Genomic DNA, 19364 nt, shown 5'->3' with positions numbered 1-19364 from the left:
CAACACGATCCGGCCGTACCCTCTGTGACCCTCTCCGCCGCCCGTCCAGCCACCCCCGCCACGGCGGCGACATCTGCCGGGGCGACATCTCCAGGCAGCGACGCGATTCCAGCGCCGGCGGCAGATTTCCCGCTCACCGCTCCGGCGGCCTACCCGGTCTTCTATCGCACCTACAGCCGCAAGACCCCAAGCGGCGGTCGGGAGAGCTGGCATGAGGTGGCCGAGCGCAACCTGGAGGGCCTGCGGGTGCTGGGTTCCCTGGCTCCTGAGGAGGTGGAGCTGATCCGGCGCATGCAGCGCCACCAGATGGCCCTGCCCTCCGGCCGCTGGCTGTGGATCGGCGGCACCGAATGGATCGAGAAGCCCGAGAACTTCTCCGGGGCCTACAACTGCACGTCCACCAACCTGGTGGACTGGGAAGCCTTCGCCCTGATGATGGATCTGGCGATGATGGGCTGCGGTACCGGCGCCATCATCGAACCCCATCTGATCAGCCGGCTGCCGAAGGTGCGCAACACCCTCGTCATCGACGGCGTCACCGACATCGGCCTGACGCCGATCGGCTCCCGCCAGCAGCTGACCACCCACGCGATTGAGGGCCATCACGTCAGCGTCCGCGTCGGGGACACCCGCGCCGGCTGGGTGGAGAGCTACCGGCTGCTTCTCAACCTCTGCAGCGATGAGCGTTTCGACGGCCCCGTCCACGTCTCGGTCGACCTCTCGGACGTGCGGCCGGTGGGGGAAACTCTCAAGGGCTTCGGCGGCATGGCCAATCCGGTCAAGCTGAAGGATCTCTACGGCCGCGTCGCCCAGATCCTCAACAAGGCCAGGGGCCGCCAGCTCACCTCGGTGGAGTGCTGCCTGCTGATCGATGAGGCGGCGGTCACGATCGTGGCCGGCAACATCCGCCGCAGTGCCGGCATGCGTCAGTTCTGCGCCGATGACGATTCCGCCCTCGGTGCCAAGGAGAACCTCTGGCAGCAGGACGACCAGGGCAACTGGCGCATCGATCCGGAGAGGGACGCCCTGCGCATGGCCAACCACACCCGGGTGTTTCACGTGCGCCCCAGCCGCGAGGTGGTGCTGGAAGCGGTCACCAAGCAGTTCCAGTCGGGCGAGGGCGCCATCCAGTTCGCCCCCGAGGCCATCGCCCGCTCCAACGCCGACCTGCTGAGCACCCCAGAGCTGCGCACCGAATTCATCGGCATCTACTGCGATCAGGGACGGGAGGAAGCCGGCCGCTGGCTGCAGCTGCACCATCCCGGGATCGGCGCCGACGAGCTCGAACACCGCCTCGGCCGCTACGGCCTCAACCCCTGCGGTGAGATTCTCGGTGCCGATTTCCACTGCAACCTGGCGGAGATCCATCTCAACCGGATCGACCCCGCCGACCACCAGGCCCAGGAGGATGCCTTCAAGGCCGGTGGTCTGGCGGTGGCCTGTCTGCTGAACCACCGCTTCGAGGTCGAGCGCTACCGCCGCAGCCGGTCCTGGGACCCGATCGTGGGGGTCAGCTTCACGGGTCTGTTCGATTTCTTCGTCCACGCCTTCGGCACCCCCTGGCTGCAGTGGTGGGAGGCGGGCCGTCCCGACAGCGAGGAGGGCCGGGCGTTTCGCCAGCAGGAGGCGGCTTACCTGTCCCGCTGGAAGGACTGGGTGCACGAGGCGGTGTGGGACTACTGCGACCGCCACGGCATGCGCCGACCCAACCGCTGCACCACTGTCCAGCCGGCCGGCACCAAGAGCCTGCTCACGGGCGCCAGCCCTGGCTGGCATCCCCCCAAGGCCCAGCGCTTCATCCGCCGCATCACCTTCCGCAAGAACGATCCGGTGGCCCTGGCCTGCATGGAGTACGGCTACGCGATCGTTCCCTCCCAGTCCGACAAGGACGAGCAGGGGCGGCTGCTGAATGATCCCTTCGATCCGCGTTGCACCGAATGGCTGGTGGAGATCCCCACCGAGGTGAGCTGGGCCAACCTGCCCGGCGCTGATCGGGTGGAGATCAACAACTTCTCGGCTCTGGCCCAGTTCGATTTCTACATGCAGGTGCAGCGGCACTACACCACCCACAACACCTCGGCGACCGTGGAGTTCCGCGAGCATGAGATCGAGCCCCTGGCCGCCGCGATTCACCACGCCATCGAGAACGGGGAGGGTTACATCTCGGCCGCGCTTCTGGCCCGCTTCGATGCCAATGCCACCTTCCCGCGGTTGCCTTTCGAGCCGATTGATCAGGCCACCTACACCCGGATGGTCGCTGAGGTCGAGCAGCGACGAGTCTGTGCTGACTTCTTCCTGGCGCTGCAGAAGTACGACCGCGGCGAGCTGATGGAAGCCGGCCCGGCCGGGTGCGATTCCGACAAGTGTCTGCTGCCGCTCGCCAAGCCTGAGGCCTGAGGATCCGGCGGCTCACAGGGCCGCCTGGTTCCACCCGTGGCTGCAGACCGGGGGCACCATGGAGGAAGTTCTCCCCCGGTTTGATAACGCCCGGCGACGTGGTTTTGCCGATGCAGAGGGTGCAGGACGTGGAATCCGCTTCGGCGCTTGCCGAGACCCCTACTCGGTGGTGGCGTCCAGGGTGCTGATCTCGCGGTGGCTGAGGGGATCGCCTGGATCGATCACCACGAGACGGTCGCGACCGCCGTTCTTGGCCATCAGCAGAGCCTTGTCGGCACGGCGAAAGGTGGCGTCGTAGTTCTCATCGACCTTGTGCTCGGTCAGTCCCAGGCTGGCGGTGAGTTGCAGTTCCATGTCGTCGATGGAGACGCGCATGCTGCGAATGTTGGCCAGCATTCGCTTGGCCACGCCCTCTGCCGTTGAAAGATTCGCATCGATCAGCAGGGCCAGGAATTCCTCCCCGCCCCAACGGGCGATGATGTCGTAATGGCGGAGGCTGCTGGAGAGGGCCTTGACGAAGTCCACCAGCATCAGATCACCGGCGGCATGTCCATAGTCGTCATTGACCAACTTAAAATGATCAATATCCAGGATGATCATCGAATAGGTGGAGCCGTGTCTGCTGGCACGCTGATCCTCCTCGAGGCAGCGTTCCGCCATGAAGCGACGGTTGGAGATTCCCGTGAGGGCGTCGTGGGTGGAGGCCTCGAACAGGGTGAGATTCACCTCCTTCAGTGAAGCCTGATAGAGGTCGGAGATGCGCACCACCCGCTTGATCTGCCGTAGCTGTTTCTCGTAGCGATTAGCGAGGCTGCGGTTGCTCTCCAGCACGTGGGATTGATAGAGGTCAGAGATATCAGCCACGCGCTCCAGCCGGTCCACCTGTTCTTCGATGCGATGCCACAACCGGGCCAACAGATCCCGGACCGGATCATTGTCGTAGCGCTGATCGGCCAGAATAGCCATGACTTCCTGTTCCAGGTGATCGTCTGATTTCGGGCCGGAAGTCTCGGGCATGTCAGGCGTTGATGGAAAGGATCAGGAAAGGAAAGGTGTAGTCTTCCTTGAATTCTGCACCCAGTTCGGCGGAGCGGGGGTTTCTGTCATCGAACATCCACTGCACCAGCACCTCCTTGCCTTCATCAAAAGCGCCCTGCAGCAGATCAAAGATATCGATCATGAAGCGAATACTGCTGGTGTTGAGATAATTGAGATGCAGCTCGAGGGTGAGAGACTGGTTGGCGGTGGACAGGTAGGACTCAATCCACTGGATCAGCTGGTCAAAGAGCTCAAACGAATTCTCAGGATAGGACTCACCGCTCATCACCACGACACCGGCCTTCCAGTCCGCACGGATCGAAGGGCTGGACTGGGAGCCCGGTACCGACAGGTTCAGTGCTTCGCTGCTGCTCATGGGATCAGATGATGGCCCGAAGGCTGAAGAAGGCACGACCGGTCTCAAGGGGGTCAAGGGAGGCCTCCATGGGCTGGGTGGAGCGCCTGGCAATCTCAATGAGACCCAGGCCGGCACCCTGGCCCGGGGTCTGGGAGTGGGGCTGGCGCAACTGCTGTTTATAGAGCATCTTCAGCTGGGCCTTGTCGCAGTTGGCGAGTTCGTGGATCCGCTTCAGCAGGGCCTTTCCATCCTCCATTTCCACGAGGTTACCTGCACAGACGGCGTAATGGCCAGCCTCGGCGGCCGCGATCACGACCGTGGCGGAGGACTCGGCGTCACTGAAGCCATGGCTGGTGGCGTAATTACGGATATTCTGACTCATTTCAATATAAACACTGAACACATCCATCACTTCCAATTCTGGTGCGTGATTGGATTCGATGTGTTCCTTGAGGGCTGATCCGATCTCGCCGATCAATGTGGTGGAGATGGGGCCATTGAAGCAGATGAGGATCTGATAGTCACTGAAGAATTCCCTCAGAGACATCAGGCTGGTGGTGGTGATCGTCATCGCTTCGGCTCCGAGATCGCCTCGAGAGGGGCGTTGGTGGGGCTTGAGACGGATTCGCTGGTCATGGTCGTTTGGGGCATCAGTCAGGCCTCGAAGAGAAACGGAAGGAAAGGATGGTGATGTCGTCCCTCTGGGGATGGCCGCCACGAAACTGCTCGAGGGCATCGGCCAGGGCCTGGCGTTGCTGCTCCAGCGGTTGGCGGGCCAGCCGGATCAGCCATTCCTTGAATTGCTGAGTGCCGAGGGAAAAGCCGTTGTCGCCGCCTGACTGGTCCAGAAGCCCGTCGGTGGTGAGGTAGTAGGTGCAGTCCGGCAGTAACGGAATGTCGTGGTCCGTGTAGGAGCCCACCCGTTGGTCGCAGATGGCCCGAGGGTCTCCGCTGAGCATGTGCATGGTTTGCCCATCACTCCAATAGAGACTAATCTTTGCCCCGGAGAATCTAAGTGTTCTGGTTTCGAAGTCAAGGCGAACCAGCCCGATGTCCATGCTGGTGGCGATCGACTTGCTCATCCTGGCCCCATGCAGCAGGGTGCGCATGGCGCTATCGGTACAACCAAGGATGGCGGCCGGTGAGCTGATGCCCACCTCCATGATCGAGCGATCGATTCCTGCCCTGGCCAGCATGGTCATCATCGCTCCAGACACGCCGTGGCCAGCGCAGTCGGCCACCCCGGCCAGGCAGTGTCCGCCTTCCGAGTGGAAGATGTAGTAGTCGCCACCGACCGTGTCACGCGGCAGCCAGAGGATGAAATAGTCGTTGCCGAACGTTTCCCTCAGCTGGCGGTCCGGCAGGATCGAGCGCTGCAGCAGGCCCGCGTAGTTGATGGAGGCTTCGATCTGTCGGTTCGCTTCCAGCAGTTGCCGATTGCTGGCCTCACCGGCGATCAGGGCCTGGCGCATCTTGACGAGCACCATGTTGAAGGCCTGGGCCAGCCTGGAGATCTCGTCGTTGCTCCGGACCGTTAGCAGACTGCTCATGTCGCCGCTCTCGATCGCACTGGCTTCCCTGACCAGCCGGGCAATCGGCAGAATGATGCGCCGGGCAATGATCTGATACGAGATGATCGCCAGGATGACCAGCAGCAGCGTGAGGATCAGGGAGACATAGATCTCCGCCGAGCGGCTGCCGGGCACCATCAGCACCTGGATGGCGGCGATGACCAGGTACAGCAGAACCAGCCCATTGACAATCGCAATCAGGGTGAAGACCTGCTGGATCGATGCCGATGCTTTTCGTGTCGGGGGGTGATGCCCTCGCGGTGGCCTGCGGAGCCCGAAGCGGTGGCCGGGGCGCCGCTCGGGCCCGTCCCCATTGGGTCCCTGGACGGGGATGTTCATCGCCTGAGGGTTGGTCGGACCCATGCGGGCCTGCAGGGTGTCGGGCAATCAGGAGCATGCTGCTGCGGCCATTCTGAGTCGAACTTCCCCCTCGCGCCGTCCTGATCACTTCGACTCGACGGCCGGGCCCGCCCCGCCCCGTCATGGTGATTTCACCATTGGCGGCCATGGCCCCGGCGATCAACAGTCGGTCACAATGGGTCACGCTCTTTCCCTCTTCATGCCCCCTCGCCTGCGCATCGCCACCGGCCTGCTGGCGATGCTGCCGGTGGCGGCGACGGCGGATCGGCTCCACTGGGGGGACGGGATCGTCTTCGTCACCTCGATCCTCTCGATCATTCCGCTGGCGATCCTGCTCAGCACCGCCACGGAGGAGCTCTCCCTCACCCTTGGGCCCTCGCTCGGGGCCCTGCTCAATGCCCTGTTCGGCAACGCCACCGAACTGATCATCGCCCTGGCGGCTTTGCGGGCCGGCCTGGTGGACATCGTCAAGGCGAGCATCACGGGCACGGTGATGGCCAACCTGCTGCTCGCCCTCGGCCTGTCGATGCTGGTCGGCGGGATCGGCCGCAGCGAGCAGCGTTTCCAGCCGGTGGTGGCCCGGGTGAACGGCTCGGCCATGACCCTGGCCGTCCTGGCGATCCTGATCCCGAGCCTGCGGGGCATGGTGGCTGACGGCGCCGGGGGCCTCGACGCGGGAGCCGCCGAATCCTTCTCCCTGTTCGTGGCCTGGGTGCTGCTGGCCGTCTACGGCCTGACCCTGCTGTTCTCCCTGAAGACGCACCGCACCCTCTACGCCGTGGCCGAGGCTGACCTGGGCGTGGAAGGCGAGGAAGCCCATGGCGAAGGCGGCGGCACCAAGCCACCCCTGCTCCCCTGGGTCGCCGTGCTGCTGGCGGCCACCGTGGGCCTGGCCTACGCCTCCGAGCTGTTCGTCGGCGTGGTGGAGACCGTCACCGAGTCTCTGGGCCTGTCGGCCCTGTTCACCGGTGTGGTGCTGCTTCCCCTGCTGGGCGGCGCCGCGGAATACCTCACCGCGGTGACCATGGCCCGCAAGGACAAGATGGACCTGGCGGTGTCGGTGGCCCTGGGCTCCACCCTGCTGGTGGGGCTGCTGGTGGTGCCGGTGCTGCTGCTGGTGGCCCCGCTGCTCGGCCACCCCCTCGACCTCAGCTTCAACGTCTACGAGGTGGTGGCGGTGGCGACCGCGGTGCTGGTGAGCAACCTGGTGAGCCTCGATGGACGCTCGGACTGGCTGGAGGGGGTGCTGCTACTGGCGGCCTACGCCATCCTGGCGGCCGGCTTCTTCTTCCAGGGCAGCCCCGTCCCATGAGCACGAAGCCGGACGACCGTCCGCTCCCCCCCGCTTCCGGCCCGCCCCCCGCCCTGCGCTCAGGTGGGGCCTGGACCCGCCTGCGCCACGGGGCCGGGATGCAACTGCTGCTCACGCTCCTGGTGCTGCAGGCGTCCCTGTTGCTGGGACTGGCCTGGCTGGCTGTGGCGGCGGCGCTGCTCACCGTTGTTCTGGCCCTGCGGCAGCTGCTGCCGCCCCTCTGGCAGCTCCTGGCCCGCCACCTGGAGGAGCCCCCCACCGTCCGCCTGTTGGCGCTGGTGTCCCTGGTGCTGGCCCTGTTGTCGATCCCCCTGGCCCTGGGCTGGCTTGACCCGCTGCTGGCGATCTACCGCAACGGGGACTGGGAGGCGATCGGGGCCTTCGGGGAAGGGGTGATCGGGGCGGTCGGCCAGATCCTCGTGGCCCTGGTGGCCCTGATGATCGCCTGGCGCCAGGTGATGGTGGACCAGCGACTCACCACCCAGCAGAACCGCATCACCCAGGCCCAGACCATCGACAGCTTCATCCACGGCATCTCCGAGCTGATCAGCGACGAGGAGGGACTGCTGGAGGACTGGCCCCTGGAGCGGATGCTGGCGGAGGGGCGCCTGGCCGCCGTGCTCAGCAGCATCGACGGCGACGGCAAGGCCCGCATCCTGCGATTCCTCTCCCACGCCCGGCTCCTGACCCCCCTGCGCCGCGACCAGCGGCTGGGGCGCGCCATCCTCGACGGCGAGGGCAGCTACGAGGAGGACCGGCAGCGGGGTGTCCCGGTGATCCGCCTGCAGAGCATGCTGCGGGGGGCCGACCTCGCCGGCACCGACCTGCGGGCCATCGATTTCAACGGCGCCGATCTCTCCGGTGCCGACCTCTCCGGCGCCGATCTGGCCGAAGCGAATCTCTCGGCCGTCAATCTGGCCGGCGCCAACCTGCAGGGGGCCTGCCTGCAGGGCACCCGCTTCTTCTACGGCGACCCCCTGGTGGCCACCCCGCCCCAGCCCCAGCAGCCGCCGGACCACGCAGCCGGCGTTGGCACCGGTGCCCTGGTGGAGAACGTCAACCTCTCGGGGGTGCGCCAGCTGGATCCGGCCAGCCGGACCTACCTGGCCGCCTGGAGCGGGATCCGCTCCCGGCAGACCATCCCTGGCGGCTGCAAGGGGCTGCCCAGCCGGCTGTAGGCGCCGCCCCTTCATGGGACCATGGCGGAGCTCCGACATGCGCGTCGGGCCGCCCATCCTGGAGGGGTGGTCGAGTGGTTGATGGCTCCGGTCTTGAAAACCGGCGAATCGCAAGATTCCGTGGGTTCGAATCCCACCCCCTCCGTTCTTCCTGGCCTGCGCCGCCGCCGGCGCCTCAGAGGCCCTCCGCCCGTGTGGCCTGCTGGCGCAGTCGCTCCAGGCGCTCGAGCAGGGACTCGTTGCTCATCCGGTTGTTGAGCCGCTCCGCCAGCAGGGGAAACGCCATGGGCCCCGGACGGGGAGGGTGACGCTCCAGCCACTCGCTCCCCTGCAGCCGCTGCAGGGTTCCGATCAGCCGACCCAGGTCAAGCTGGTCCTCCAGCACCTCGCCACGGGCCTGGGCCAGCAGCAGATTGCCGGGCTCATGGCGCTGGAAGACATCGAAGAGCAGGGCGGCGCTGATCTGCAGCTGGCCGCCGGAGCGGGCCTGGCCGGGGTAGCCGTTCAGCACCAGACCGCTGACCTGGGCGATGGAGCGGAAGCGGCGACGGCAGAGCTCGGAGAGGTTCACGGCGCGCTCCAGGTCCTCCAGCAGTCCGGTGGGATCCAGCAGGGTCTCGGCGTGCTGCGCGAGCAGCTCCTCGAAGGGGTAGCTGCGAGGGGCGAGCAGCTCAAAGCCGTAGTCGTTCACCGACACCGTGAAGGTGCCCGGATGGTGCCGGGCCAGCCGCCACGACCACAGGAAGCCCAGGCCCTCGTGCACGAAGCGGCCCTCGAAGGGATAGGCGTAGAGGTGGCTGCCCTCCCGGGTGTGGCACAGCTCCACCAGAAACTGGTGGGTCCGGGGCAGGGCGGAGAGCTGCACCTGGCGCTCCAGCAGGGGCTCCAGGGCTCGCAGCTCGGCGGTGTCGAGGCTGAACCCGGCCTCGCCGTCGAGGGCGCGGGCGCAGCGGTCGACCTCCCGGCGCAGATGGGCGCTGAGCAGGTCGGAAAGGGCCATCTGGCCGCCGCCCCAGGCGGGCACCGTGGCGCTGCGGCGCGTGGTGGCCTTGACCATCGCCGTCATCTCCCGCAGCCGCACGAATTCGAGCTGGCGGCCGGCGAAGAAAAAGACGTCCCCCGGCTTGAGCCGACCGACGAAGGCTTCCTCCACGTGGCCCAGCACGGCCCCGCGCACGAAGCGCACCGTCACGGCCCGATCGGCGCTGATCGTGCCGATGTTGAGCCGGTGCAGGCGGGCGACGGCCGGTTCGCGCACCACGTAGCGCCACGGTCCCGCTCCGGTCGCCCCCACCGGCTCCCGCTCCAGTTTGCGGTAGCGCGGGTAGGCCCCCAGGCAGTCGCCCCCCTCCTCCAGAAAGCGCAGACACCAGTCCCAGCGGCTGCGCTCCAGGTGGCGGTAGCTCCAGGTGCAGCGCACCGCCGCGAGGGTGGCCTCGGGCTCGAAGCCCGGACCGCAGGCCAGGCTCACCAGGTGCTGGAGCAGCACATCGAGGGGCTCCTGGGGCGGGCGGCGGTGCTCCACCAGCCCCTCCCCCAGTCCCCGGCGCATCGCCGACACCTCCAGCAGCTCCAGGGCGTTGGTGGGCATGAACAGCACCTGGGCCGTGCCACCGGGCTGGTGGGCCGAGCGGCCTGCCCGCTGCAGCAGCCGGGCGAGGTTCTTGGCGCTGCCGATCTGCACCACCCGCTCCACCGGCTGGAAGTCGACCCCCAGATCCAGGGAGCTGGTGCACACCACCCAGCGGATCGCCGCCGCCTTGACCCCCGCCTCGATGGCCTCGCGCTCGGCCCGGTCGATGGCGCTGTGGTGCAGGGCCAGGGCCCCCTCCATCTCCGGGCAGGCGAAGCGCAGGCACTGGTGCCAGCGTTCGGCCTGGTTGCGGGTGTTGGTGAACAGCAGGGTGGAGACGGCCGGGTCCAGGGCGGTCACCAGCTCCTCGTACATCCGCAGCCCCAGGTGGCCGGCCCAGGGGAAGCCGTCGATCGTGTCGGGCAGCAGGCTGCGGATCTGGGTGTCCCGCCGGATGCGGGCGGTGATGATCCGCGGCTCGACGCCGACACCCACCGCGGCCCGGGCCGCCTCCTGGAGGTTGCCGATGGTGGCGCTGATCGCCCAGGTGCGCAGGGCCGGCCGCCGGCCCCGCAGCCAGCTGAGGCAGAGCTCGGTCTGGGAGCCGCGCTTGCTGCCCATCAGCTCGTGCCACTCATCGATCACCACCGCCTCCAGATCGGCGAACAGGGCCTCGGCCCGGGGGCCGGCGAGCAGCAGGGAGAGGGATTCGGGGGTGGTGATCAGGATCTGGGGCGGGGCCTTGAGCTGCTTGCCCCGCTCATGGCTGCTGGTGTCGCCGTTGCGCAGCCCCACCCGCAGCGGCCAGCCCATGGCCTCGATCGGCTCCCGGATCGCCAGCAGCAGATCCCGGCTCAGGGCCCGCAGGGGTGTCAGCACCAGCAGCCGCAGACCCCCCTCCGGTCCTGCGCCCCCCTCCGGTCCGGCGCCCCCGTTCTCGGCCAGCATCGCCGCGATCGGTCCCATCACGGCGGCGTAGGTCTTGCCGGAACCGGTGGGCACCTGGATCAGGCCGCTGGCACCCTCCAGGTAGGCGCGCCAGCACTGGCGCTGGAAGGGCATCGGCCGCCAGCCGCGGGCTGTGAACCAGGCTTCGATCGGCCGCAGCGCCGCCGCGGTGGAAGGGGTCAAGGGTGGGGCGGGGCGAGGACGGCTCAGGTGGAGAGCACCGCCACCACCACGGCGGCGATGGCCAGGATCACGGCCCCCAGCACCACCCCGGCGGCGACGTTGCCCCGTCGGATCTCGGCCCGGTAATCGATCGGCGAGAGGCGATCGAAGAGCAGCAGCCCGACATAGATGAGGATGATGCCCAGAAAGGTCCAGCCGACCATCAGCAGCATCTGGAGCAGTGGTTTGACCATCCCCGCGTCTCAAAGCCGGACCCACCGTAGGGACAGCCCGGAGGCCGCCCGCTGATGGGGACGTCTTCCCCGGGCGGACAGCGGGACCCGGCGCTGCTGCTCTGGCCGCTGGCCAGCCTGCTGCTGCCGCTGCTGCCTTTGCTGGTGCTGGCGGTTTCGGCGCTGGAGTGGCCCCGGCGGCTGGTGATGGTGGTGCCGGAGGGGCAGCGGGTGCTCAGCGCCCCCTTTGAGCTGCGGGACGGCTGGCTGGGCAGCCCGCAGCTGACGCTGGCAGCCGAGATCCCCCCCAACAGCAGCGTCGAGCTGGATGTGGCCCTGCTCGACGCCAGCGGCCGCACCGTGCTGAGCCTCACCAAGGACGGCTGGCGGGCGAGCGGCACCTGGGCGGAGGACGGGGAGAGCGGCACCTGGGAGGAGGGCGACGCGGGCCTGGCGCTGGACCTGCGCCCGGGCCGGAGCGGACGCTTCCAGCTGGCGGTGCAGCTGCAGGATCTGCTCGATGAAGCGGGCCGCCCCCTGCCGGCTCCGGTGGTGGTCCGCGGCAGCGTCCGCAACCACAGCGTCGACGCCCCCCTGCTCCTGTTCACCGCCGTGGTCACGCAGGCGACGGCGCTGGTGCTGCTGAGGGCCTGCTACGGCATCGGCCGGGGCCGCTGGGTGCGGCGCAGCGGTGACGGCGTCAGCGCACTCCGCTGTGACGCCGGTGGCCCCGGCCTGGTGCGGGTGGGGGTGGAGGCGCGCTGGGAGCTGCCCCATGACGATCCCCCCCTGGGCCAGCCCCCGCCGACCGCCGCCCTGGAGCTGCAGGTGTGCGACGCCCTCGGGCGCCCCCGCCTCCGGCATCGGCAGACGCTGGCCGTGTCCCACCGCTCCAGCGATGGGGACCATTGGCTGTCCGCCCGACAGGTGATGCATCTGCGGCTGCCGGAGCCGGGCAGCCACCGCTTCCGCGTGCGGCTTCCCGACAGCTTCCGCGCCGACGGGGACCTCTGGGAGATCGAATGGCTGCGGCTCACCGTGGAGGACGGGCTGCGGACGGCCCGAGCGGTCCCGGTGCTGACCCTGGACGCGGCAACGGAGGGCCGCTGAGGTGGTGGATGAGCGCGCGGTGGTGATGGTGCTGGCCGTGACGGTGGTCACCGCCGGCACCCTGACGGCTATCACCCGTCCCGGCCTCTGGCGCCTCGGCCAGGAGGGCACCCCTGCCGCCTCCAGCGGCGTCCGCTACGGGGGCAGCTACCGCTCCGGCCGCTGGGTGACGGCGACCCCCCGCCGCCAGGACTGGACGGGGTTCCAGGGGCGCGGACCGGGCGCGGCCAAATGACGGCCCGGAGCCTTCCGCCCCTGAGCCCCCTGCAGGTGCGGGTGCTGCTGGCGGCGGCAGCCCTCTCCTCCAGCGTCAGCCTGGTGCTGGAACTGATGCTGGTCACCCAGGCCAGCTATCTGCTCGGCGACCATGCCCTGGCCACCGGCGTCGTGGTGGGCACCTTCCTGGCCGCCATGGGCCTGGGCGCCTGGCTGAGCCAGTTCCTGGCCACCGGGCCCGACCCGGGTCTGGCCCTGCTGCAGTGGTTCCTGGGGGTGGAACTGGCCCTGGCCCCCCTGTGCCTGCTGGCTCCCCTGGGCCTGTTCGCCCTGTTCCGGCTGGGGGGGCCGGTATGGCTGGGCCTGGTGGTGTTCACCGTGCTGGTGGGGGCGCTCGGGGGCATGGAGGTGCCGCTGCTGACCCGGCTGCTGGAGTGCGGCCAGCAGTTGCGCGTCGCCCTGGCCCGGGTGCTGGCCCTTGATTACCTGGGCGCCCTGGTGGGTGCCCTGCTGTTTCCCCTGGTGCTGCTCCCCTGGCTGGGGCTGCTGCCCACCGCCGGCTGGCTGGCTGTGATGCCCCTGGTCAGCTGCGTGGTCATCGCCGCCGTGTTCCCGGTGGGGCGCCTCTGGCGCCGCTCGATCGCCGTCGCCGTTCCCATGGTCGCCCTGGCCGGCCTGGGGCTGGTCCCCCTCGGCGACCGGATCGAGGACGGGCTTTACGAGGATCCGGTGGTGAGCCGCCTCCAGAGCCGCCACCAGCGCATCGTGCTCACCCGCCGCCGCGACGACCTGCGCCTGTTCCTCGACGGCCAGCTGCAGTTCTCCAGCCTCGACGAGTACCGCTACCACGAGGCCCTGGTCCATCCGGCGATGGCCTGGCATGGCCGGCCGGCCCGGGTGCTGCTGCTGGGGGCGGGCGATGGCCTGGCCCTGCGGGAGGTGCTGCGCTGGCCGGCGGTGCGGCAGGTGGATCTGCTGGAGCTCGACCCGGCCATGGCGCGACTGGCCCGGGAGCATCCGTTCCTGAGGCGCCTCAACGGTGCCAGCTTGGAGGACGCCCGGGTGCGGCTGGTGTTCGGCGACGCCTTCGATCGGGTGCGGCAGCTGCCGGGCACCTACGACGTGATCATCGCCGATTTCCCCGACCCGGCCACGCCGGCCCTGGCGCGCCTGTACAGCGTCACCTTCTACGGGCGCCTGCTGGGCCGGCTCGCCCCCGACGGCCTGCTGGTCACCCAGGCCTCGACGCCGTTCTTCAGCCCCAGGGTGCTGGCCTCGATCCAGGCCACCCTGGCCGAGCTGAACCTGACGACCCGCCCCTACGGCGTGGATGTGCCCAGCTTCGGGCCCTGGGGTTTCGTGCTGGCCCACCGCGGTCCGCCGCGCCTGGCACCGGCTCTGCTCCCCTTCCAGGGTCGCTGGATCGACCAGGGGCAACTGGAGCGCCTCTTTCCCCTCAGTCGTGATCTGATGCCGCCGCCGGGGGAGCGGGTGCTGCCGAACCGGCTGAGCCGACCGGTCCTGGCCGACTACCAGCGCCAGGGCCGCTGGCGCGAGAACTGATCGGCACCAGCGTCCATAAGCTGGGCCCGCCGGCCAGTTTGGTCCGGCCCCTGAGCGCCTCGATGGCTGTCTGGCTTCTCCTGCTCCTGCTGCTGCTCGCCGCCGTCGCCCTGCTGGTGGGGCGGCGGGCCCGCCTGCGCCGCCGTGCCCCGCAGCTGCAGGGCCGCACCCTGTTCAACCTCACCACCGGCGACATCGTCCAGCACGACGGCCGTGACTGGGTGGTGGAGGACCGGCTGCTCTATGACGACGACGGCTTCCAGTGGCTGGAGTACCTGCTGCGCGACGGCACCGAGGGCCGCTGGCTGAGCGTCTGCGAGGACGACTGGCTGGAGGTGAGCTGGCTGGAGGACGTCCCGGCCGCCGAGCTGGAGGGTCTCACCGCCGACTTCCCCGAGCACCTGCGCTGCCGCGGCCAGCTCTATCACCTGAAGGATACGGGCCGAGCGTCGGTGACGGCCGCCGCCCGGGTGATGAACCGGCGCCTGACGGGCTGCCGCTACGGCGACTACGAGGGGGCGGAAGGTCGGGTGCTCTCCCTGGAGCGCTGGGAGGAGGGCGACGATCCCGGGCCGCCGGAGCTCAGCCTGGGCCTGCGCATCGACCCGGCGGCGCCGCTGCTGCTGCCCGGGGATGGCCGTTCGGTCTACCGCTGAGCGGTCTATCGCTGAGCGGCTGATCCCTGAGCGGGATTCTCCAGCAGGGCCAGGGCGCTGCTGAGGCTGTCGGCGGAGTCGGGGGTGCGGTCGCGGCGCCAGCGGAGGATGCGGGGAAAACGCACCGCCAGGCCGCTGCGGTGGCGGGAGGAGCGCTGCAGGCCCTCGAAACCCAGGGTGAAGACCTGCAGCGGTTCGACGGCCCGCACCGGACCGAAGCGCTCGGTGGTGTGGCGGCGAATCCAGCGGTCCAGCTCGGTGATCTCGCCGTCGTCGAGCCCCGAGTAGGCCTTGGCGAAGGTCACCAGCCGGCCCTCGCCGTCCCAGAGGCCGAAGGTGTAGTCGGTGTAGAGGTTGGCGCGGCGGCCGCTGCCAGCCTGGGCATAGAGCAGCACCGCATCGAGTTCCATCGGCTCCAGCTTGTGCTTCCACCACAGCCCGCGGCGCCGTCCGACGCCATAGGCCGAATCGAGCGCCTTGAGCATCAACCCCTCGGCGCCCACAGAGCGGGCCTGCTCGCGCAGGGCTTCCAGCTCCTGCCAGCTCCCCAGCGGCAGCACCGGGGAGAGGCGCAGGAGCCCGGCGGCGGGGGTGGAGGCCGCCTCCGGCAGCCGCCGCACCAGATCCTCCAGGGCGGCGCGACGCCGGCCCAGGGGCTCGGGGCGCAGGTCCTGGCCCCCCAGCTCCAGCAGGTCGTAGGCCACGAAGGCCGCGGGACACTCCCGCAGCAGGGCGCCGCCGGGCTTCTGGCGCCCCAGTCGCCGCTGCAGGGGGCCGAAGCCGGCGGGCTGGCTCGCCTCGGCTGGCCAGACGGTCAGCTCCCCGTCCAGCACCGTGCCCGGTCCCAGCAACGCGGCGATCCCCTCCAGCTCGGGGAAACTGGCGTTGATCAGGTCCTCGCCCCGGCTCCAGAGAAAGGTCTGGCCGTCGCGGCGGATCAGCTGGGCCCGGATCCCGTCCCACTTCCACTCCACCTGCCAACCGGCGGGATCCGTGGCGGTGAGGCGCTCCGCCTCCAGGGGGGAGGCCAGGCAGAAGGGGTAGGGCCGGCTGATCGGGGCGGCGGCGCCGGCCTCCAGGGGCGCCAGCAGGGCCTGCAGCGACGCGGCGGAGGGCTCGAAACCGCCCATCAGCCGGTGGGCCAGCTCCGCCTCCTCCAGCCCCGACACCTCCGCCAGCGCCCGGGTGACCAGGCCTGCTGCCACCCCCACCCGGAAGCCGCCGGTGAGCAGCTTGTTGAACAGGAAGACCTGCCCCTCGGGCAGCCCCCCCCAGACCGCCAGCACCGCCTCCGCCTGTGCTTCGGCCTCCAGGGCGGCCAGGGCTGGCAGCCGCGTTCCCATCCACTCGGCCAGGGGGAGCGCCAGGGGCGGGGCCGGCGGCAGGGCCAGCCGGGGGAGCAGCAGGGCGATGGTCTCCGCCGAGTCCCCCACCTGGGCGTGGCAGGAATCGAACAGCCATTCCGGCAGGCCGGAGCCTTCCAGGGCGATCTGCCGCAGCCGCCGCCCGGTGATCAGCCGCCGGCGCCGCTTGCCCAGCAGCAGGGCCAGGGCCCAGGCGCCGTCGGCCGGATCGGCCGCCTGGAAGAAAGCCGCCAGGGCGGCCACCCGGGCCCGGGTGCCGCCGCTGTGCTCCAGGGCCTCGAAGAGCTCGGCGAACAGCTGCATCGGCTCAGACCCTGGGCGATTCCGGCAGCCCCAGCTCCCGTCGCCAGTCGGCCAGGGGCCGCTCCCAGCCCTCCTCCAGCTTGAAGGTGATCAGGCAGCGGGCCTCCAGGCCCATGGCGAAGCCCCGGGCCAGGGCGCGCAGCAGCGGTTCGAGGGGTTCGTCGTCCTGAAGGGTGCCGAGCAGGCCGCCGAAGATCAGCAGCACCGCCAGGGGGGAACGCACCTGGGCCAGGTTGAAGGCCTGCAGCCCCAGCTCGCCGGGGCCGTCGATGCCGAAACCGGTGAGCACATGGATGATGTCGTGGGTCTCCCGCAGCCGGTGGGTGATGTACTCCGCCGGTGTGGTGATCGGCCGGGGATCGATCAGGCTGTCCGGCGTCAGATTCAGCCGCTGCAGCTGCTCGGCGTAGGTGCGACCGAGGCTGCCCTCGGGCAGAGCCGCCAGATGGGCCAGGTCGACCGGCTCGGGCCGCCAGCCTTCCGCCACTAGGGCGGCCATGGCCGGGTTCTCCAGCAGGTGTCGCTGCATCTGGCTGGCCAGGGGGCTGCCCTGGAGGCTCCGGGCCACCCCGAAGACGCTCTCGAGTTCCGTGGGGTTCTTCAGGAAGGCGGCGAGGCCGGCCACCATCCGCAGCGACTGCAGGCGTCGGCTGAGGTTGAAGAGCATGGAGGACGCCCCGTTGGAGAGGCCTCCATTTTCGGACGGTCGCCGCCGCCTCGCTGGGGTCGTGGCCACCGTCAGCAGGGCGGGCCCTCGGGGGTCCCCTCCGACGGCATGGCCGCCGCCTCCAGCTCCCCCTCCTCGTTGCGCTGCCCCTCGAAGGCCCGCCCCAGGGGCTCGGCCGCCAGCCCGAGCTCCTCGCGCAGGTAGCGGGCCAGTCCGTCGCTGTTGCCGTGGGTCACGTACACCTGGCGGGCGCCGCAGTCGCGGACCGTGCGCAGCAGCCCGTCCCAGTCGGCGTGGTCGCTGAGGGCGAAGCCCCGCTCGAAGCCCCGTCGCCGGCGCGCCCCCCGCACCGCCATCCAGCCACTGACGAAGGCGGTCTGGGGGTTGGTGAACCGCTTCATCCAGGGCGAGCGGTGGGCCGAGGGCGGCGCCAGCACCAGGCGCCCGGCCAGCGAGGCGCTGCGGGCGAGCTCGCTGAGCGGCCGCGTCGGCGGCAGCACCACCCCCTGGCTCCGGTACGGCTCCATCAGCGCCTGCACCGCCCCGTGCAGCAGCACCTCCTCCTTCACCCCCAGCGCCGCCAGTTCCGCCAGCAGCCGCTGGGCCTTGCCGAAGGCGTAGGCGAACAGCAGCGAGGGCCGCTGGGACGCCCCGCGCCACCAGGCCAGAATCTCCTCCGCCACCTGATGGCCGGGGCGCCAGCGGTAGATGGGCAGGCCGAAGGTGGCCTCGGTGATCAGCACATCGGCGCCCACCGGCTCGAACGGCGCGCAGCTGGGGTCGGCATCGCGCTTGTAGTCGCCGCTGATCAGCCAGGTTTCGCCGCCGGCCGTGATCCGGATCTGGGCCGAGCCCAGCACATGGCCGGCCGGATGGAACGACACCAGGGCCTCGCCGATACGGCGCTCCTGGCCGTAGGCCACCCCCGTCAGTTCGATGCCGGCCCCCAACCGCTGGCGCAGCACGCCCTCACCCGGGGTCGCCGCCCAGTAGGCGGCGCTGCCGGGCCTGGCGTGGTCGGCGTGGCCATGGGTGATCAGGGCCCGGCTCACCGGTCGCCAGGGGTCGATCCAGGCCGCTGCCGCCGGGCAGTAGAGGCCCTGGGGGGTGAGCTGGAGCAGGCCGTCGGGCGGCAGGGCCATGGCGTGCTGCTGCCGCCGCAGGGGAATGACCGCATCCTGGCGGCCCCGTTCCGTTGACGGCGGTGGGGCTCGCCGTTAGCCATGGGGCAGCCATCACCGCGGGCCCGATGTCACTCGACACCCATCGCGAGGAGCTGGAAGCCACCGCGGCCGCCCTCGCCCGACCGGGCAGCGGCCTGCTGGCGGCGGACGAATCCACCGGCACGATCGGCAAGCGCTTCGCGGCGATCGGGCTCGAGAACAGCGAGGAGAACCGCCGCGCCTACCGCACCCTGCTGGCCACCACCCCCGGACTCGGCGAGACGATCAGCGGCGTGATCCTCTACGAGGAAACCCTCTACCAGGAGGCGGCCCCGATCCCGGGCCGGCCGGCCGGATCGATCGTCGATCTCTTCAAGGAGCAGGGGCTGGTGGTCGGGATCAAGCTGGATCTCGGCGTCGAGCCCCTGGCCGGCGGCTTGGCCGGCGAGACCTGGTGCACGGGCCTCCGCGGACTGCAGGAGCGGGCGGCCCTGGCCTACGCCCGCGGTGCCCGCTTCGCCAAATGGCGGGCCGTGCTGCGCATCAGCGCCGACGGCTGCCCCTCGGAGCTGTGCGTGCGCGAGAACGCCTGGGGACTGGCCCGCTACGCCCGCACGTCCCAGGAGGAGGGCCTGGTGCCGATCGTGGAGCCGGAGATCCTGATGGACGGCGACCACGACATCCTCACCACCGCGGCGGTGCAGGAATGGGTGCTGCGCAGCGTCTACGAGGCCCTCGGCCGCAACGGCGTGTTCCTGGAGGGCACCCTGCTCAAACCCTCGATGACCCTGCCCGGCGCCGAAGGCCCCGACCGTCCCGGCGCCGCCCAGGTGGCGGCCTACACCGTCCGCACCCTGCGCCGCAGCGTGCCACCGGCCGTGCCGGCGATCCTGTTCCTCTCGGGGGGACTGGGGGAGGAGGAGGCCAGCGTCCTGCTCTCGGCCATCCATGCCGCCGACCCGGAGGCCCCCTGGCACCTGGGTTTCTCCTACGGCCGGGCCCTGCAGCACTCCTGCCTCAGTGAATGGAAGGGGAACGACACGGCGGCGGGCCAGGCGGCCCTGCTGGCCCGCGCCCGGGCCAACGGCGCGGCCGCCCGCGGGGCCTATGTGGCCGGCTCCGAAGCCTCCGGCGATGCCGGCTCGCTGTTCGTGGCCAACTACAGCTACTGAGCCGCTGCCGAGTCCAGGGG

Annotated in this window: 17 protein-coding genes and 1 tRNA gene; 9 read left to right on the top strand and 9 right to left on the bottom strand. The window is 69.9% G+C overall.

What is annotated here, in order from left to right; translation table 11 throughout:
* The first annotated feature begins 24 nt into the window (after positions 1-24).
* Complete coding sequence (gene nrdJ, locus CYAGR_RS03125) at positions 25-2397, top strand: ribonucleoside-triphosphate reductase, adenosylcobalamin-dependent (protein WP_015108314.1); 2373 nt, start codon at positions 25-27, stop codon at positions 2395-2397.
* A 159-nt stretch (positions 2398-2556) separates the two neighbouring features.
* Here the strand turns inward: nrdJ and siaD are convergent, their stop codons facing one another.
* From siaD to CYAGR_RS03105, 4 genes are all read right to left on the bottom strand, one after another.
* The gene (gene siaD, locus CYAGR_RS03120) at positions 2557-3414 is read right to left on the bottom strand and encodes a biofilm regulation diguanylate cyclase SiaD (protein ID WP_071881544.1); all 858 of its coding nucleotides are present in this window, start codon (positions 3412-3414) and stop codon (positions 2557-2559) included.
* Position 3415: 1 nt separating this feature from the next.
* Positions 3416-3811, bottom strand: a complete 396-nt coding sequence (gene siaC / locus CYAGR_RS03115; RefSeq protein ID WP_015108312.1) for a biofilm regulation phosphoprotein SiaC — start codon at positions 3809-3811, stop codon at positions 3416-3418.
* Positions 3812-3815: 4 nt separating this feature from the next.
* Positions 3816-4364: a biofilm regulation protein kinase SiaB gene (gene siaB / locus CYAGR_RS03110; RefSeq protein ID WP_015108311.1), complete on the bottom strand. Its 549-nt coding sequence runs from the start codon at positions 4362-4364 to the stop codon at positions 3816-3818.
* 79 nt (positions 4365-4443) lie between these two features.
* Complete coding sequence (locus CYAGR_RS03105; RefSeq protein ID WP_015108310.1) at positions 4444-5751, bottom strand: SpoIIE family protein phosphatase; 1308 nt, start codon at positions 5749-5751, stop codon at positions 4444-4446.
* A 172-nt stretch (positions 5752-5923) separates the two neighbouring features.
* Between CYAGR_RS03105 and cax the strand changes: the two genes are divergently transcribed.
* The 3 genes from cax (at position 5924) to CYAGR_RS03090 (ending at position 8359) form a co-directional block, all read left to right on the top strand.
* Positions 5924-7036 (top strand): calcium/proton exchanger, encoded by a 1113-nt coding sequence (cax, locus tag CYAGR_RS03100; protein WP_015108309.1) that lies wholly within the window; start codon positions 5924-5926, stop codon positions 7034-7036.
* Complete coding sequence (locus tag CYAGR_RS19365) at positions 7033-8214, top strand: pentapeptide repeat-containing protein (RefSeq protein WP_015108308.1); 1182 nt, start codon at positions 7033-7035, stop codon at positions 8212-8214. Before cax ends, CYAGR_RS19365 begins: the two co-directional genes overlap by 4 nt.
* Positions 8215-8274: 60 nt before the next feature.
* Positions 8275-8359 (top strand) — tRNA-Ser (locus CYAGR_RS03090).
* Between the two features lie 30 nt (positions 8360-8389).
* On the opposite strand, the gene CYAGR_RS03085 is transcribed toward CYAGR_RS03090, so the two are convergent.
* Positions 8390-10918 carry a ligase-associated DNA damage response DEXH box helicase gene (locus CYAGR_RS03085; RefSeq protein ID WP_015108307.1) on the bottom strand — a complete coding sequence of 843 codons (2529 nt, stop codon included), beginning with the start codon at positions 10916-10918 and terminating at the stop codon, positions 8390-8392.
* 23 nt (positions 10919-10941) lie between these two features.
* Positions 10942-11151 carry a DUF350 domain-containing protein gene (locus CYAGR_RS03080; RefSeq protein ID WP_015108306.1) on the bottom strand — a complete coding sequence of 70 codons (210 nt, stop codon included), beginning with the start codon at positions 11149-11151 and terminating at the stop codon, positions 10942-10944.
* Between the two features lie 54 nt (positions 11152-11205).
* Between CYAGR_RS03080 and CYAGR_RS03075 the strand changes: the two genes are divergently transcribed.
* The 4 genes from CYAGR_RS03075 (at position 11206) to CYAGR_RS03060 (ending at position 14675) form a co-directional block, all read left to right on the top strand.
* Positions 11206-12240, top strand: coding sequence for a hypothetical protein (locus CYAGR_RS03075; protein WP_015108305.1), 1035 nt, complete (start codon positions 11206-11208; stop codon positions 12238-12240).
* A gap of 1 nt (position 12241) precedes the next feature.
* Positions 12242-12475, top strand: coding sequence for a hypothetical protein (locus CYAGR_RS03070; protein ID WP_015108304.1), 234 nt, complete (start codon positions 12242-12244; stop codon positions 12473-12475).
* Complete coding sequence (locus CYAGR_RS03065; RefSeq protein WP_015108303.1) at positions 12472-14019, top strand: polyamine aminopropyltransferase; 1548 nt, start codon at positions 12472-12474, stop codon at positions 14017-14019. Before CYAGR_RS03070 ends, CYAGR_RS03065 begins: the two co-directional genes overlap by 4 nt.
* 62 nt (positions 14020-14081) lie before the next feature.
* Positions 14082-14675: a DUF4178 domain-containing protein gene (locus CYAGR_RS03060; RefSeq protein ID WP_015108302.1), complete on the top strand. Its 594-nt coding sequence runs from the start codon at positions 14082-14084 to the stop codon at positions 14673-14675.
* Positions 14676-14680: 5 nt separating this feature from the next.
* On the opposite strand, the gene CYAGR_RS03055 is transcribed toward CYAGR_RS03060, so the two are convergent.
* The 3 genes from CYAGR_RS03055 to CYAGR_RS03045 form a co-directional block, all read right to left on the bottom strand.
* Positions 14681-16342 carry an ATP-dependent DNA ligase gene (locus tag CYAGR_RS03055; protein WP_015108301.1) on the bottom strand — a complete coding sequence of 554 codons (1662 nt, stop codon included), beginning with the start codon at positions 16340-16342 and terminating at the stop codon, positions 14681-14683.
* Between the two features lie 4 nt (positions 16343-16346).
* Entirely contained in the window at positions 16347-17009 is a 663-nt protein-coding gene (locus CYAGR_RS03050) for a Coq4 family protein (protein ID WP_015108300.1), read from the bottom strand.
* Positions 17010-17080: 71 nt separating this feature from the next.
* Positions 17081-18151, bottom strand: coding sequence for a ligase-associated DNA damage response exonuclease (locus CYAGR_RS03045; protein WP_015108299.1), 1071 nt, complete (start codon positions 18149-18151; stop codon positions 17081-17083).
* 107 nt (positions 18152-18258) lie between these two features.
* Between CYAGR_RS03045 and CYAGR_RS03040 the strand changes: the two genes are divergently transcribed.
* Positions 18259-19344: a class I fructose-bisphosphate aldolase gene (locus CYAGR_RS03040; RefSeq protein ID WP_043325366.1), complete on the top strand. Its 1086-nt coding sequence runs from the start codon at positions 18259-18261 to the stop codon at positions 19342-19344.
* Positions 19345-19364: the final 20 nt, after the last annotated feature.

Origin of the sequence: Cyanobium gracile PCC 6307 (assembly GCF_000316515.1) — a bacterium.
GTDB classification, from domain to species: domain Bacteria; phylum Cyanobacteriota; class Cyanobacteriia; order PCC-6307; family Cyanobiaceae; genus Cyanobium; species Cyanobium gracile.
Note: the sequence above shows the minus strand (reverse complement) of the source record. Positions and strands in the feature narration are given on the sequence as shown.